This window comes from Pseudomonas abieticivorans (assembly GCF_023509015.1).
In the GTDB taxonomy this organism is placed as follows: Bacteria; Pseudomonadota; Gammaproteobacteria; order Pseudomonadales; family Pseudomonadaceae; genus Aquipseudomonas; species Aquipseudomonas abieticivorans.
Window position 1 is genome coordinate 1,600,566 of the sequence record NZ_CP094975.1, and the last position, 14,435, is coordinate 1,615,000.

Here is a 14,435-nt window from a genome sequence, read left to right on the forward strand (position 1 = left end):
AAATGAGCGAAACCGTGTTGGTCCTGGTCGAAGCGGTGAACGAATACTTACCCCTGCTCGAAGGCAGCGGCTTCACACTGATCCGGGCACCCAGCAAGGCCGAACGCGCCGCTGCCATTGCGCAACATGCCGACACCATCACCGCCGTGCTCACGCGCGGCCCCTTGGGTTTCTACGCCGAGGAAATGGCCGCGCTACCGCATTTGAGGATCATTTGCGTGATTGGCGCGGGCTACGAGCACGTCGACCTGGCGGCGGCACGTGACCGTGGTATTACCGTGACCAACGGCGCCGGTGCCAATGCTTCCTCCGTTGCCGACCACGCCATGGCGCTGCTGCTGGCCCTGGTGCGCGACATCCCCCAGGCAGACGCTTCGGTACGCCGTGGCGAATGGCGCAAGCTCAGCCGCCCTACCCTGGCCGGCAAGCGCATGGGCATCCTCGGGCTGGGCGCGGTGGGCTTGGCCATCGCCCAGCGCGGCGCACTGGGGTTCAACATGTCAGTGAGCTACCACAGCCGGCGCCGGCGCGAGGGTGTCGGCTACCACTATTGCGCCAGCGTGCTGGAGTTGGCCGCTGCCAGCGACTACCTGATCATCGCTACCCCAGGCGGCGCCGATACCCGCCACGCGATTGATAAAGCCGTGCTGGACGCCCTTGGCCCCGAAGGTTTCATCGTCAATATTGCCCGCGCCAGCGTGATCAACACGGCCGATCTGCTGACGGCCCTGCAGCACCATCACATCGCCGGTGCGGCATTGGACGTGTTCGACGACGAGCCTGAGGTGCCTGATGAGCTCAGGGCCCTGAACAATGTGGTGCTCACCCCCCATGTGGCCGGTTTGTCGCCAGAAGCGTCCGAAGGCACCGTCAGCCTGGTCAACCAGAACCTGCTGGCGTTCTTTGCCGGCCAACCGGTGCTGACACCGGTGCCCTACACGCCTTGAGGCCTTTTCAGCGGCAGTAGGAGGTCTTTGCACTGTAGTCCTCGCCCCAGGTCCGGTAGCCCGCAGTGTCGATATGCACCCGGCCGGAAGGGTAGCGGCTAAGCCCCATTTGCCACTGGCCGCCCTGCTGCTTCCAGAATTCGCACAAGTGCCCTGCATCCGCGCTCCCTTCGGGGAACTCCAGGTCGACGGCAAAGGCCTGCAGGTGTGCGCTGTGTTGAGAGCCATTGGCGCAACGGTTCAAGGCCGCATCGCGGTAGGCCGAAACCACTTCGAAGAGGCTCAACATGCCATGTTCCTTGAGCGTTGCCACCAACCTGAGGGTGCTTTCAACGGCCGGCCAGTGATCGGCCGGCGGCACGGCAAACGGCGCGGCGTTGCACCGCCGCCAATCGGTGGCTGAACGCAGCAGTTGATAGAGCGGCACCACCGGGGCTATTTTGCGGCTTTGCAAAAACTGCTGGAACGCTTCTGTGCCATGGCTCGCGGACCAATGGGCGAACGCCGCCTGGTCGCGATCGTCGGCATGGGCCGCCAGGGACACGATTAACAACAAGGGCGCGATCAGTTTCATCGGTATTGGCCGCAGGTATTTTCACCCAGCCTAGCAAGTTCAAGGACGAACAGCAGGTCAGCCTTAACGCTGGCCCTGGCTGACCATCGTCACGAATTAACATGAAAAAACGGCGACAGTATTTCCCTGACGGCGCTCGGTACTCCAATATGCAAGGCTGCCCCCACCCAGCGGGGGCACACCACCGACAAGGAGTTCTGCATGCCCAACGCCCTGACACTGGCCGGCGCCTTTGCCGCGCTGACCCTGACCACCAGCGCCCATGCCGCCATTCAGATCGACCTGGGCAATGTCGAGCGTGTGACCCGACTGTTTGCCTACCCCAATAACTGCAGCGTGATCTGTTACCGCAACTGGACGCTGGAGCAGACGGTAGAGCATTACCTTAAGCAAAGCCTGCAGCGCGACGGTTACGAGCAGGCAAAAATCCAGGTTACCCGGGACAACCATCAGGTGTTCGTTACCCTCACCGGCGTGCCAGATACCTACGACGAACCGCTGATGGCCCTGCTGAACGCGGGTGACTTGGCCTACAAGGGCGCTACCAAACTCAACGCCGACGGTAAATGGGCCTACAACTGGTCCCTGTTTCTGCCATTGGGCATGGCCCTGGAAAACCGCCGCAGCGTCGAACTGCTGCACTTTCCGCCCGACTACTCACTGACCCAGGCCCAGGATTATCTGCGTTCCAATACCACCGACCGCTGGGCCAGCCTGCTAACGGCCAATGGAGTGGCCGCCGACCAGACGCCCGGCTACCAGACCATCATCGACATTGCCCCCATCGCCGCACCGGCCGATGCGGGCAGTGACCTGAAGGGCGTGTACAGCTACTTCCAGGACTACCAGACCACCATGGTCCGGGAGGTCAGCCAAACGGTGGCCGGCGTCACGCTGCCGATGGTGGCCTTTGGCGCGCCGGTGCGTGATTGGGTCAGGCAGCAATACGGGCCAACCGTCGGCGTGCTGGGCCTGGCGGCAATCAGCCCGTCGGCAGGCAAGCAGGTACCGGTGCTCGGCGCCAACCATCCCAGCTACATCTGGTATGCGGCAGACCCGGCCACCTACGGCGGCGACGAAGCAAAAGCTGACGAAGTGGGGCTCAAGGTCATGGGCCAGGATTTGAGCGCCGCCTGTTGGCAAGCCGGCATGGGCGGTAACCCGGCCGCCGATCCGAATGCAACGTTAAGCCGATGCACGGAGAAATGGCAGGTCAGCGCCAAAGAGCAAACGTGCGAAATGTTCTACACCTCAATCCGCAAGGTATCGGCTGAAGAGGCGAAAAAAGACTGCGCCGGGGCACCGATAACCAAGGCGCTGAAGGAGTTGAAACAACCGGTCGCGATGCCGCCGTCCAGTTTGTAGGAACGGCGGACTTATCCGCGATCAGGTTTACAGCGCACGCAAACGGTACTGCGGTGGCAATTGCTCGAAACCGCTGATGGTGGTGTTCAGGCTCTTCCAGCGGCCATCCTTGATGCCGTAGATGCAGCCATGAATCGACAGCTCCTGCCCGCGGTGCCAGGCGTTTTGGACGATGCTGGTATGGGCAACGTTGGCCACCTGCTGAATCACGTTCAGTTCGCACAGGCGGTCGACACGCTCTTCCTCTGTCGGCAGCTCGGCCAGCACCAGGCGGTTTTCGTAGTACAGGTCACGAATCGAGCGCAGCCAGCCGTCGATCAGGCCCAACTGGCGATCCTGCATCGAGGCGCGCACGCCGCCACAGCCGTAGTGGCCGGTGACCAGGATGTGCTTGACCTTGAGCACGTCCACCGCGTACTGGATCACCGACAAGCAATTGAGGTCAGTGTGCAGCACCACGTTGGCCACGTTGCGGTGTACGAACAGGTCGCCTGGCAGCATGCCGACGATTTCGTTGGCCGGTACGCGGGCATCGGAGCACCCGATCCAGAGAAACTCTGGAGTTTGCTGGCGGGCCAGCTTGGCGAAGAACTCTGGGTCCTGTTCCTTGATCGCTTCAGCCCAGCGGGCGTTGTTATCAATCAGTTCCTGTAGATCGTGCATATTCAAGCCTCGAAAATAGTGCCCATCTATGACTGGCGCTACACGCTTGTGGTCACGTGCATTGCAAAGAAGACCACAAGGATACAGGTTGAATCTTTCCGAATGGCTTGAGGTCCACCTTATTAAGGCCCCAACCTGGAGGAATTACCATGACTGAGCCACATCGCCCGATGCACGCGCCACAACCGGCGCCCATCGATGACAACGAAGACCGCATGGGCTCTATGCAAGAGCTGCATTTGGATGAAGAAGAACCCACGGCAAAAATCGGCGACGAAATGCCGGAAGACGAACTGAGTGAAGAAGTCCCCCCGCAGCGTGTGCGGGAAGCAGGCATGACCGGTGCCTCGATGGACGATCACGAGCCCACCGACGATGACATGAGCCCGGAAACCCTGATCGATGAAGACGGCGCGCGATCAGCCCACGAACCGGGCAGCGGCCGGGCAGCGGATTGGGACTTGAGCGTGGTCGATGAGGACGACATCGGGGGTGGTGACGGCTTGGACGAGGCCGAATTGGCGCGCGTCGACCCCTTGGACAAGAAACGCTAAACCGGTGCAGTAGCGGATTTATCCGCGAAAAGAACACCGGGGTGCATCAAGTCATCCGCGGAGATTATTTCGCGGATATACCGAAACGCCGCGCCTACAGCGCGTTACTCAAATAACGTGCAGGCCATGACCAGTGCATCTTCGCGACCGCCCACCGCCGGGTAGTAATCGCGGCGTCGGCCGATTTCATTGAAACCGAACCGCTCATACAGCCGGTACGCCGATTGATTACTGGAACGCACCTCCAGGAAACATTCGCGCCCGTTGATTGCGTAGGCACGGGACATCAGGTGTTCCAACAGCTGGAGCCCCAGGCCGCGACCTTGGTTCTCGGGCTTCACCGTAATGTTGAGCAAGTGCGCTTCGTCGATGATCACATTGATCACCCCGTGGCCGACCTGCTGCTGGCCATCGTACATCAGCCAGATTTCGTAAGACTTGAGCCCATCCAGGAAGATGCCGCGCGTCCAGGGGTGGCTGTAGGCGGCGTATTCGATCTTCAGTACGGCGTCGAGGTCAGCCTCGGTCATGCGGCGAAAGCTTACGGCGTCACTCATCAATTGGTCTTCCAGCGCGTCATCAAAAGGCGCATGGCCTTCCAGACGTCCGCCTTGCGTTGTGGTTCATCTATCAACAGTTCCAAGCCCGGCAGCGCCCAGGCCGAGCCCAGCCCTTCGACCTGAAGCTCCAGGTTGTACGACTCGGCGTTCGCTTCACTGGCAAAGCGTACCGCCGGCAACCCCACCAGCCACAGGCAATCGCAAGGGGCAGCTTCCAGTTGGGCCAGCACGAAGCCCTGGACGAAGTCCCGGGCCGCTTCCGGGCCCTGGTCCAATTGCCCACGCACCAACAATGGCCAGCGCACCGGCTCGCCGATGATTTGCGGGGCGTCGGGCAGGCCGGCGGCACGCAACATATCCTTGAGCAACAAGTAAGACGGATCGCGGCTCTGGAACGGCTCGCCCGTGGGCAGCTCGGCCAGGATCAGGCAGGCCCCGGCACGCAACAACTGCAGGGCGAAGCGCGGCGGCGGCACCTGCACAGGCTTTGCGACCACGGGCGCAGCGTCGGCCTCTTCCACCGGCTTGCTGGCCGCCTTGCCGCTAGCACTTGGCCGCGGTATTTCGATCTTCGGCCGCTCGCCCGGCGCTTTTGGCGCAGGCTTGGCAACCGCAGGCCGAATATCGGCCTGCGGGGCGACGACCGGTTGCGCAATAACCGGCGGTGCCAGCAGTTCCGGGCGCGAGGGCGCGGCGAACGGCAATTCGGTACGCGGCAGCCATTGCACCACTTGCATGGCGGACAGGTACGCGCGGCGGCTGGACTCGTTTAGCAAAGGTCGGCCATCTGTGGATAAGTTAATCGGCAATTCTACCGTTGTTCCGGGCTCTGCGCCGCAGTTGATCGACAGAATCATTACAGCATGCGATCAGGGGCTCAATCGCAAGGCGAATCATGCAGTACAATCGGCGCTTTTATCTGGCAACGAGTCGGCCATCCAATGATCGAACCCAAGCGCGTCTTGCGCGCACTCGCCGAACACTGGGCACTGCTGGAGCCGCTGTGCGAGCGCTTCGACCAGGGCACCCTGAGCCTGGGCGAACTGCGCCTGCAATTGCTCGCGCAACAGCCCGAGAGCACTGCACAAGACATCACCAGCCTGCTGGACGTGTGGATCCGCCTGGACATCCTGGTGCCCGTGGCAAAAAGCCCGAACCGTTTCGAGCTCAACGCCCAGATCCATGACTTCCTGGCCTACCTGCGACGCGAACACCGGCTGGGCCTGTGCCTGGAAATCGAAGCCTACCTGCGCCACCTCGAGCGCTTGGCCGGGCATATCCAGGACGCCTTTGACATCCGCGACGGCAACGACTTGGCGCGCCAGTTGCGCCTGCTCGACATGCGCGTGCGCGATGTGCTGAAAAAGCTCGATAACGACGAACAAGCCTTGGTGGCCGTGGCCGAGCGGGCCAAGACCAGCGACCGGCAAATCCCGTTGCGCCAGCGCTATGCCGAGGTACTGGCGACCTGGGACGAATACGTCGAGCCGATGATCCAGCTGGTAAATGCCGACGGTGCCTTCGAACAAGGCGTGCGCAAGGTCGAGAACGTGTTGCTGCGCATGCTCAGCGAGCAACAGCGCCTGGGCCACCTGGTGGACGATGACATGCTGCTGCGTACCCACGCGCGCATCCTCGAAATGCAAACCAGCGCCCAGTTGACCCTGCGCCACGCCCGCGAACTGCTGCTGCCGCTGCGTGAAGAGGCCCGTCGGCACAACGCCGTTACCCGTGGCGCCGCACTGGCCCTGTCGGTGATCCGCCGCAAGGGCATCGAAGCCGTGCCGCAGGCCGCCATGCCAATGTTCACCCGGCCGCAAAGCACCTTCCTGGGCAGCGCGAGCCAGGTCGAGGCCTACGTGTATGCGCTGGCCCGCTTCGAAGCCAAGCCTGCGCAGTTTCCCAAGGCTCACAAGACACACAAGGGCGAGGCCCCGCGCGCGCCGCGCACGGTCAAGGAAATGCTCGAGCGCTGCGAAGACGCGCTGCCCATGCCCGACCTGATGGTCTGGCTGCTGGAGCAAGAGCCCACCGGCGCCACCGACGAACTCCTTTACTGGTTCTCGCGCCTGTCGCGGGACAAGCGTTTTGGGCGCGAGCGTCTGGAGCGTCGCGAATATCACACTCAGGAGCACCGGGTCAGCCTGCGCTCCTTCGCCCTGCTTTCCAGCGCCGATGCAGCCATCGCCGCGGCCGCTCTGGAACCCTCTGCGAGCACCGAACATGAATCTTGATCTGTCCGAAATGTCCCAGCTGGCGCCGATCTTCCGCGAGCTGTTCAAGGGTTTCCATATCAGCCGCCGCGACCCGGAGCTGTACACCCAGTTGTCCAATCTGCAAGACCAGTACCGGGGGCTGTTTCGCGCCCTGGGCTTTGAACTGGTGTGCGACACCCGGGGCTTCTACTATTTCGTGCCCGAGCAGGCCGCAGCCCAGGTCAACAAGACCGCGCAGCGCCTGTCGTTGTTCACCTTCATCCTGGTCGAGCACCTGGCCGATCAGGGCCGTGACCCCATGGCCGTGCTCGACGGTGGCAGCCTGGGCCGTGATGAGCTGCCGTCTCTGCTGGAAAAGTATCGCGACCTGTTTCTGCAGGCCGAAGTGCAAACCCAGGACGAGCTGGAAGAGAAGATCCTGCGCCGCATGACCCAACTGGGCTTTGCCGGTGAAGAAAACGGCGTGTATCGCTTCCTGCCACCCATGCATCGTTTCCTCGACGTGTGCCTGTCGGTGCAGCAGGACCGCGACCTGGCGGCCAGCTTGCACAGCGCTTTGCCATTGCCTACGCCTGTGTTGCTGGATGACGAGGTGATCGTTATCGACGACGCCGAAGAATCGGAAGAAGACGCTCTGGCCCGGGCCATTGCCGAAGAACAGGAGCTCGACGCATGAGCCAGGAACGCTACGGCATTCGCCGCTTTGCATTGCTTAACACCGCAGGTTACAGCCTCGGCCTGTTCCCGCTGGAGTACCCGCTGTCGGTGTACGGCGCAAACAACCTGGGCAAGTCCGCATCGATCAACGCCTTGCAGTTTCCGATCCTGGCGCGCATGTCCGACATGAGCTTTGGCAAGTACAGCCTTGAGCAGTCGCGGCGCTTCTACTTTGCCAGCGACACCAGCTATATCCTCTGCGAAGTATCGCTGCCCCACGGCCCACACGTTATCGGCGTGGTCGGTCGCGGCCCCGGCGGCGGTTTCGGTCACCAGTTCTTCGCCTACGCGGGCGAACTGGACCTGGCGCACTACCAGAAGAACGACACCTGCCTGCGCCAGAAAGAGCTGTTCAACAACCTCGAACGCCAGGGCCTGAAGGCTTACGAGCTCAAGCCTGACGAACTACGGCGCCTGCTGGTGGGTGGGCACACGTCCATCCCGCTGGACCTGACCCTGATCCCGCTGCGCTCCACCAGCGAACAAAGCCTGAAGACGTTTCGCGCGTTGTTCATCAATCTGCTGCACATGCGTGAAATCACTGCGGCCAAGCTCAAGCAGCTGTTCCTCGATGCCTTCGAGCACAGCTTGCGCTCGGGTAGCGTGGACTACATCGCGGCGTGCGAAGAAGCTTTCCGTGATGTACGCCGCATGGAGCAGGACTACAACTCGCTGGTGTCGGCAGGCCCCTTGGTCGAAGCCTTGGCCAACGGCGTAAGGCAGCGCGACATCCTGCGTGGCAAGCTGCACCGTATCTCACCACTGCTCGATTCGCTGTTGGGCACCTGGCAGGACTACTCTGGCGCGCGCAAGGAAGAACTGGTTATCCAGTCCGAGCACTACCGCCGTGAGCAGGATTCGCTGCAAAACGATCAGCGTGGCGGCACCCAGGAGCTGATGCGCCTGGAGCGCGAGATCACCGGGGTACAGCGCTGGCTGGGCGAGTTGTCGGTGCTCAAGCATCGCTTCGCACTGGTCACCGACGTCAAGAGCCTGGAACAGCAACTGCTGGCGGCCAAGGACGCCCACGACGAACTCGCCGGCGCCCTGGCGCAATCCCGGCAGTTCAGTGCCGAGGACCTGGAGGAGCGCCTGCGCGACCTGGAAAAGCGCCTGAAGTCGGTCAAGCAGCAACTCGACCATGCCGACAACAACAGCTACGCCCGCTTGCGCGAGGAGTTTTCGCAGCAGGACGTTGAACGCCTAATGCGCCTGTTCAACAGTGCGCTGTTTAGCCTGCCGTTGGGTGAGCAAGGCATTGCACTGGATGACAGCGACGCCTGGGTCAAATCTTTGGAAGCGATCCTCGACAGCTTCAAGGGCGAGCGCTTCGAAGTGCCAGGCATTTCCATCGACCTGTCGCACATCGAGCCCCCTGCCCTGCAGGCCCTGGCCGACCGTGCCGCGCTGCGCGATCAGAAAGAGCGCCTGGAAAAAGAGCTCAAGCAGCTCAAGACTCAGCAAGCCGTGGCGCTCGACCGTACGGCCAGCAAAGAACAAACCGAAAAGCTCTACCAAGCCGTGCTGGATGCCCAAAAAGCCCTGGAAGACTTCCGCCGCGCCCAAACCTTGAGCGCCGAAGAGGGCGACAAGCTGGAGCAGTTGGCGCAGATGGAAGCGGCCCAGGACGAATTGAAACGCTCCAGCGACGCTTTCACCGAACGCGTCCAGCAACTGTCGGCCAAGCTGCAACTGGTCGGCCGGCAGATCGCCGACCTGGAAGCCAAGCAGCGCACCCTGGATGACGCCTTGCGTCGCCGCCAATTGCTGCCAGCCGACTTGCCCTTTGGCACGCCGTTCATGGAAGCGGTCGACGACTCCATGGACAACCTGCTGCCGCTGCTCAACGACTATCAGGACAACTGGCAGGGCCTGCTGCGGGTCGACGGCCAGATCGAGGCGCTGTACGCCCAGGTTCGCCTGAAAGGCGTGGCCAAGTTCGACAGCGAAGACGACATGGAGCGCCGCCTGCAGTTGCTGATCAACGCCTATGCCCACCGCACCGACGAAGCCCTGACCCTGGGCAAGGCGCGCCGCGCCGCCGTCACCGACATCGCCCGCACCCTGCGCAACATCCGTAGCGACTACGACAGCCTCGAGCACCAACTGGCGCTGTTCAACCGCGAGATCAACAAGCGTCAGGTGTCCAACCTGCAGAGCTTTCGCATCGTGCTCGCACCGAACAAGGAAGCCCTCAAGCACATCGACCAGATCATCCACAGCGCCGGTCAATATGAAGAGGGCGAGACACTCTCGGTGTTCGACCTGAGCCAAAGCGCCGAGCAAGACAACAAGAACGAAGAAGCCAAGGAGTACCTGGCACGCCTGGTGGCCGCCAACCATAACCAACTGGGCCTCAAGGACCTGTTTGAGTTGGCGTTCGAGATCACCAAGGTCAATGGCCAACCGGTTATCCACACCGACATTGATGGCGCTGCCTCCAACGGCACGACCATGACCATCAAGGCGTTGACCAACATGTACTTGTTGTTGCACTTGATGGACCGTGACCTGGCCGGGCGGATCCGCCTGCCGTACTACCTGGACGAAGCCGCCGACATCGACGAACGCAACCAGGCAGCCTTGCTGGAAACCAGCCAGCAGTTGGGCTTCGTACCAATCCTGGCCAGCGTGAAGCCACAGGTCTCGGCCCACGTGGCGATCGATCTGGAAGGCGGTAGCGGGCCAAACGGCATCTACATCGACGAGAACGACTGGAAATACATCCGCCGGCATGACGTGGCGAAGGCAATAGCCGCGGATGATGAAGCGCAAGAGGTAACGGCCTGATTAAAGGCATTGTGGCTACAAGGAAACCACCCTTGCGGTGGTTTTTTTGTGCCTTGGGTTTACTGGCGTGTGGTTCGCGGATGAATCCGCTCTTGTAGGAGCGGATTCATCCGCGAAAAGGCCACCAAAAATCCATCAGGCATGAAAAGACAAAACCCCCACCTGCGTTAGCAGATGGGGGTTTCGGAATTTAATCTTGACGATGACCTACTCTCACATGGGGAAACCCCACACTACCATCGGCGATGCATCGTTTCACTACTGAGTTCGGGATGGGATCAGGTGGTTCCAATGCTCTATGGTCGTCAAGAAATTCTGTAGCCAGGATGCCGTTGCGGGCACTCCAGCGAATCGGGTATGTGATCTTTTGTGAGTTACAAATTTTCGGATAATGCGTCTTCACAACACCGCAATCTGGTCGTTTCGACTCAAATTGCTTGGGTGTTATATGGTCAAGCCTCACGGGCAATTAGTATTGGTTAGCTCAACGCCTCACAGCGCTTACACACCCAACCTATCAACGTCGTAGTCTTCGACGGCCCTTTAGGGAACTCAAGGTTCCAGTGAGATCTCATCTTGAGGCAAGTTTCCCGCTTAGATGCTTTCAGCGGTTATCTTTCCCGAACATAGCTACCCGGCAATGCCACTGGCGTGACAACCGGAACACCAGAGGTTCGTCCACTCCGGTCCTCTCGTACTAGGAGCAGCCCCTCTCAAATCTCAAACGTCCACGGCAGATAGGGACCGAACTGTCTCACGACGTTCTAAACCCAGCTCGCGTACCACTTTAAATGGCGAACAGCCATACCCTTGGGACCGGCTTCAGCCCCAGGATGTGATGAGCCGACATCGAGGTGCCAAACACCGCCGTCGATATGAACTCTTGGGCGGTATCAGCCTGTTATCCCCGGAGTACCTTTTATCCGTTGAGCGATGGCCCTTCCATACAGAACCACCGGATCACTAAGACCTACTTTCGTACCTGCTCGACGTGTCTGTCTCGCAGTCAAGCGCGCTTTTGCCTTTATACTCTACGACCGATTTCCGACCGGTCTGAGCGCACCTTCGTACTCCTCCGTTACTCTTTAGGAGGAGACCGCCCCAGTCAAACTACCCACCATACACTGTCCTCGATCCGGATAACGGACCTGAGTTAGAACCTCAAAGTTGCCAGGGTGGTATTTCAAGGTTGGCTCCACGCGAACTGGCGTCCACGCTTCAAAGCCTCCCACCTATCCTACACAAGCAAATTCAAAGTCCAGTGCAAAGCTATAGTAAAGGTTCACGGGGTCTTTCCGTCTAGCCGCGGATACACTGCATCTTCACAGCGATTTCAATTTCACTGAGTCTCGGGTGGAGACAGCGCCGCCATCGTTACGCCATTCGTGCAGGTCGGAACTTACCCGACAAGGAATTTCGCTACCTTAGGACCGTTATAGTTACGGCCGCCGTTTACCGGGGCTTCGATCAAGAGCTTCGCGTTAGCTAACCCCATCAATTAACCTTCCGGCACCGGGCAGGCGTCACACCCTATACGTCCACTTTCGTGTTTGCAGAGTGCTGTGTTTTTAATAAACAGTCGCAGCGGCCTGGTATCTTCGACCGGCATGAGCTTACGGAGCAAGTCCTTCACCCTCACCGGCGCACCTTCTCCCGAAGTTACGGTGCCATTTTGCCTAGTTCCTTCACCCGAGTTCTCTCAAGCGCCTTGGTATTCTCTACCCAACCACCTGTGTCGGTTTGGGGTACGGTTCCTGGTTACCTGAAGCTTAGAAGCTTTTCTTGGAAGCATGGCATCAACCACTTCGTCGCCTAATGGCAACTCGTCATCAGCTCTCGGCCTTAGAATCCCGGATTTACCTAAGATTCCAGCCTACCACCTTAAACTTGGACAACCAACGCCAAGCTGGCCTAGCCTTCTCCGTCCCTCCATCGCAATAACCAGAAGTACAGGAATATTAACCTGTTTTCCATCGACTACGCTTTTCAGCCTCGCCTTAGGGACCGACTAACCCTGCGTCGATTAACGTTGCGCAGGAAACCTTGGTCTTTCGGCGTGGGTGTTTTTCACACCCATTGTCGTTACTCATGTCAGCATTCGCACTTCTGATACCTCCAGCAAGCTTCTCAACTCACCTTCACAGGCTTACAGAACGCTCCTCTACCGCATCACCCGAAGGTGATACCCGTAGCTTCGGTGTATGGTTTGAGCCCCGTTACATCTTCCGCGCAGGCCGACTCGACTAGTGAGCTATTACGCTTTCTTTAAAGGGTGGCTGCTTCTAAGCCAACCTCCTAGCTGTCTAAGCCTTCCCACATCGTTTCCCACTTAACCATAACTTTGGGACCTTAGCTGACGGTCTGGGTTGTTTCCCTTTTCACGACGGACGTTAGCACCCGCCGTGTGTCTCCCATGCTCGGCACTTGTAGGTATTCGGAGTTTGCATCGGTTTGGTAAGTCGGGATGACCCCCTAGCCGAAACAGTGCTCTACCCCCTACAGTGATACATGAGGCGCTACCTAAATAGCTTTCGAGGAGAACCAGCTATCTCCGAGCTTGATTAGCCTTTCACTCCGATCCACAGGTCATCCGCTAACTTTTCAACGGTAGTCGGTTCGGTCCTCCAGTTAGTGTTACCCAACCTTCAACCTGCCCATGGATAGATCGCCCGGTTTCGGGTCTATACCCAGCGACTAAACGCGCTATTAACACTCGCTTTCGCTACGCCTCCCCTATTCGGTTAAGCTCGCCACTGAATATAAGTCGCTGACCCATTATACAAAAGGTACGCAGTCACAGAACAAGTCTGCTCCCACTGCTTGTACGCATACGGTTTCAGGATCTATTTCACTCCCCTCTCCGGGGTTCTTTTCGCCTTTCCCTCACGGTACTAGTTCACTATCGGTCAGTCAGTAGTATTTAGCCTTGGAGGATGGTCCCCCCATATTCAGACAAAGTTTCTCGTGCTCCGTCCTACTCGATTTCATGACTAAGAGATTTTCGCGTACAGGGCTATCACCCACTATGGCCGCACTTTCCAGAGCGTTCCGCTAATCTCAAAGCCACTTAAGGGCTGGTCCCCGTTCGCTCGCCACTACTAAGGGAATCTCGGTTGATTTCTTTTCCTCAGGGTACTTAGATGTTTCAGTTCCCCTGGTTCGCCTCTTAAGCCTATGTATTCAGCTTAAGATAACCATCTTATGATGGCTGGGTTCCCCCATTCAGACATCTCCGGATCACAGTCTGTTTGCCGACTCCCCGAAGCTTTTCGCAGGCTACCACGTCTTTCATCGCCTCTGACTGCCAAGGCATCCACCGTATGCGCTTCTTCACTTGACCATATAACCCCAAGCAATCTGGTTATACTATGAAGACGACATTCGCCGAAAACTTGTAATTACTCACAAATTTTACCTTAGCCTGAATAAACACCAGTGAAAGTGCTATCCAGTCTATCTTTCTATCACATACCCAAATTTTTAAAGAACGATCTAATCAAAAGACTAGAAATCAATATTCTCAATGGAATACTCATTTCTAAGCTTTCAGAAGCAGTTTATGGTGGAGCCAAACGGGATCGAACCGTTGACCTCCTGCGTGCAAGGCAGGCGCTCTCCCAGCTGAGCTATGGCCCCATACAAAATTGGTGGGTCTGGGCAGATTCGAACTGCCGACCTCACCCTTATCAGGGGTGCGCTCTAACCAACTGAGCTACAGACCCAATTTCGAGCGCGTAACTGTTAGCGTTGAGCTATCAGCTTGGAGCTTAAAGCTGCTTCTATCGTCTTCTTCAATGAATCAAGCAATTCGTGTGGGAGCTCATGATACAGCTGATGTCGTCGATTAAGGAGGTGATCCAGCCGCAGGTTCCCCTACGGCTACCTTGTTACGACTTCACCCCAGTCATGAATCACACCGTGGTAACCGTCCTCCCGAGGGTTAGACTAGCTACTTCTGGTGCAACCCACTCCCATGGTGTGACGGGCGGTGTGTACAAGGCCCGGGAACGTATTCACCGCGACATTCTGATTCGCGATTACTAGCGATT

Annotated in this window: 10 protein-coding genes, 2 tRNA genes and 3 rRNA genes (1 of these 15 only partly in view); 6 read left to right on the forward strand and 9 right to left on the reverse strand. The window is 58.9% G+C overall.

The window, feature by feature from the left end; all coding sequences use genetic code 11:
• The first annotated feature begins 2 nt into the window (after window positions 1-2).
• A complete protein-coding gene (locus tag L9B60_RS07270) occupies window positions 3-947 on the forward strand; it encodes a 2-hydroxyacid dehydrogenase (protein ID WP_249677647.1) in 945 nt (314 codons plus the stop codon).
• 7 nt (window positions 948-954) lie between these two features.
• On the opposite strand, the gene L9B60_RS07275 is transcribed toward L9B60_RS07270, so the two are convergent.
• Window positions 955-1,521, reverse strand: a complete 567-nt coding sequence (locus tag L9B60_RS07275; protein WP_249677648.1) for a D-Ala-D-Ala carboxypeptidase family metallohydrolase — start codon at window positions 1,519-1,521, stop codon at window positions 955-957.
• A gap of 201 nt (window positions 1,522-1,722) precedes the next feature.
• On the opposite strand from L9B60_RS07275, the gene L9B60_RS07280 reads away from it, so the two are divergent.
• Window positions 1,723-2,886, forward strand: coding sequence for a hypothetical protein (locus tag L9B60_RS07280; RefSeq protein ID WP_249677649.1), 1,164 nt, complete (start codon window positions 1,723-1,725; stop codon window positions 2,884-2,886).
• Window positions 2,887-2,913: 27 nt separating this feature from the next.
• Here the strand turns inward: L9B60_RS07280 and can are convergent, their stop codons facing one another.
• Window positions 2,914-3,549 (reverse strand): carbonate dehydratase, encoded by a 636-nt coding sequence (gene can / locus L9B60_RS07285; RefSeq protein ID WP_249677651.1) that lies wholly within the window; start codon window positions 3,547-3,549, stop codon window positions 2,914-2,916.
• A gap of 149 nt (window positions 3,550-3,698) precedes the next feature.
• Between can and L9B60_RS07290 the strand changes: the two genes are divergently transcribed.
• The gene (locus L9B60_RS07290; protein ID WP_249677652.1) at window positions 3,699-4,103 is read left to right on the forward strand and encodes a serine kinase/phosphatase; all 405 of its coding nucleotides are present in this window, start codon (window positions 3,699-3,701) and stop codon (window positions 4,101-4,103) included.
• A 104-nt stretch (window positions 4,104-4,207) separates the two neighbouring features.
• Here L9B60_RS07290 and rimI read toward each other — a convergent pair whose 3' ends face one another.
• Both rimI and L9B60_RS07300 read right to left on the reverse strand, forming a co-directional pair.
• Window positions 4,208-4,660 (reverse strand): ribosomal protein S18-alanine N-acetyltransferase, encoded by a 453-nt coding sequence (gene rimI, locus L9B60_RS07295; protein WP_249677654.1) that lies wholly within the window; start codon window positions 4,658-4,660, stop codon window positions 4,208-4,210.
• Window positions 4,660-5,439: an energy transducer TonB gene (locus L9B60_RS07300; protein ID WP_249677655.1), complete on the reverse strand. Its 780-nt coding sequence runs from the start codon at window positions 5,437-5,439 to the stop codon at window positions 4,660-4,662. Before L9B60_RS07300 ends, rimI begins: the two co-directional genes overlap by 1 nt.
• A 165-nt stretch (window positions 5,440-5,604) precedes the next feature.
• On the opposite strand from L9B60_RS07300, the gene mksB reads away from it, so the two are divergent.
• From mksB to mksF, 3 genes are read left to right on the forward strand one after another with little or no spacing between them, the layout of a single operon-like run.
• The gene (gene mksB / locus L9B60_RS07305; RefSeq protein ID WP_249677657.1) at window positions 5,605-6,897 is read left to right on the forward strand and encodes an Mks condensin complex protein MksB; all 1,293 of its coding nucleotides are present in this window, start codon (window positions 5,605-5,607) and stop codon (window positions 6,895-6,897) included.
• On the forward strand, window positions 6,887-7,555 hold the full coding sequence (gene mksE, locus L9B60_RS07310) for an Mks condensin complex protein MksE (RefSeq protein ID WP_249677659.1): 669 nt from the start codon (window positions 6,887-6,889) through the stop codon (window positions 7,553-7,555). Before mksB ends, mksE begins: the two co-directional genes overlap by 11 nt.
• Window positions 7,552-10,386 carry an Mks condensin complex protein MksF gene (gene mksF, locus L9B60_RS07315; protein WP_249677660.1) on the forward strand — a complete coding sequence of 945 codons (2,835 nt, stop codon included), beginning with the start codon at window positions 7,552-7,554 and terminating at the stop codon, window positions 10,384-10,386. Before mksE ends, mksF begins: the two co-directional genes overlap by 4 nt.
• A 194-nt stretch (window positions 10,387-10,580) precedes the next feature.
• Here mksF and rrf read toward each other — a convergent pair.
• The 5 genes from rrf to L9B60_RS07340 all read right to left on the reverse strand — a co-directional run.
• Window positions 10,581-10,696: ribosomal RNA gene (rrf, locus tag L9B60_RS07320) — 5S ribosomal RNA — on the reverse strand.
• Window positions 10,697-10,834: 138 nt separating this feature from the next.
• A 23S ribosomal RNA gene (locus L9B60_RS07325) occupies window positions 10,835-13,726 on the reverse strand.
• A 220-nt stretch (window positions 13,727-13,946) separates the two neighbouring features.
• A tRNA-Ala gene (locus tag L9B60_RS07330) sits at window positions 13,947-14,022 on the reverse strand.
• A 9-nt stretch (window positions 14,023-14,031) separates the two neighbouring features.
• Window positions 14,032-14,108 (reverse strand) — tRNA-Ile (locus L9B60_RS07335).
• A 123-nt stretch (window positions 14,109-14,231) separates the two neighbouring features.
• A 16S ribosomal RNA gene (locus L9B60_RS07340) occupies window positions 14,232-14,435 on the reverse strand (it continues 1,333 nt past the right edge of the window).
• Together the 16S, 23S and 5S rRNA genes with 2 tRNA genes alongside form the textbook arrangement of a ribosomal RNA operon.

Coding starts and splice junctions, on each gene's coding strand:
- can (WP_249677651.1), bottom strand. CDS start 3,549: ATGCACGATCTACAGGAACTGATTGATAACAACGCCCGCTGGGCTGAA.
- rimI (WP_249677654.1), bottom strand. CDS start 4,660: ATGAGTGACGCCGTAAGCTTTCGCCGCATGACCGAGGCTGACCTCGAC.
- L9B60_RS07280 (WP_249677649.1), top strand. CDS start 1,723: ATGCCCAACGCCCTGACACTGGCCGGCGCCTTTGCCGCGCTGACCCTG.
- L9B60_RS07275 (WP_249677648.1), bottom strand. CDS start 1,521: ATGAAACTGATCGCGCCCTTGTTGTTAATCGTGTCCCTGGCGGCCCAT.
- mksE (WP_249677659.1), top strand. CDS start 6,887: ATGAATCTTGATCTGTCCGAAATGTCCCAGCTGGCGCCGATCTTCCGC.
- mksF (WP_249677660.1), top strand. CDS start 7,552: ATGAGCCAGGAACGCTACGGCATTCGCCGCTTTGCATTGCTTAACACC.
- L9B60_RS07270 (WP_249677647.1), top strand. CDS start 3: ATGAGCGAAACCGTGTTGGTCCTGGTCGAAGCGGTGAACGAATACTTA.
- L9B60_RS07290 (WP_249677652.1), top strand. CDS start 3,699: ATGACTGAGCCACATCGCCCGATGCACGCGCCACAACCGGCGCCCATC.
- mksB (WP_249677657.1), top strand. CDS start 5,605: ATGATCGAACCCAAGCGCGTCTTGCGCGCACTCGCCGAACACTGGGCA.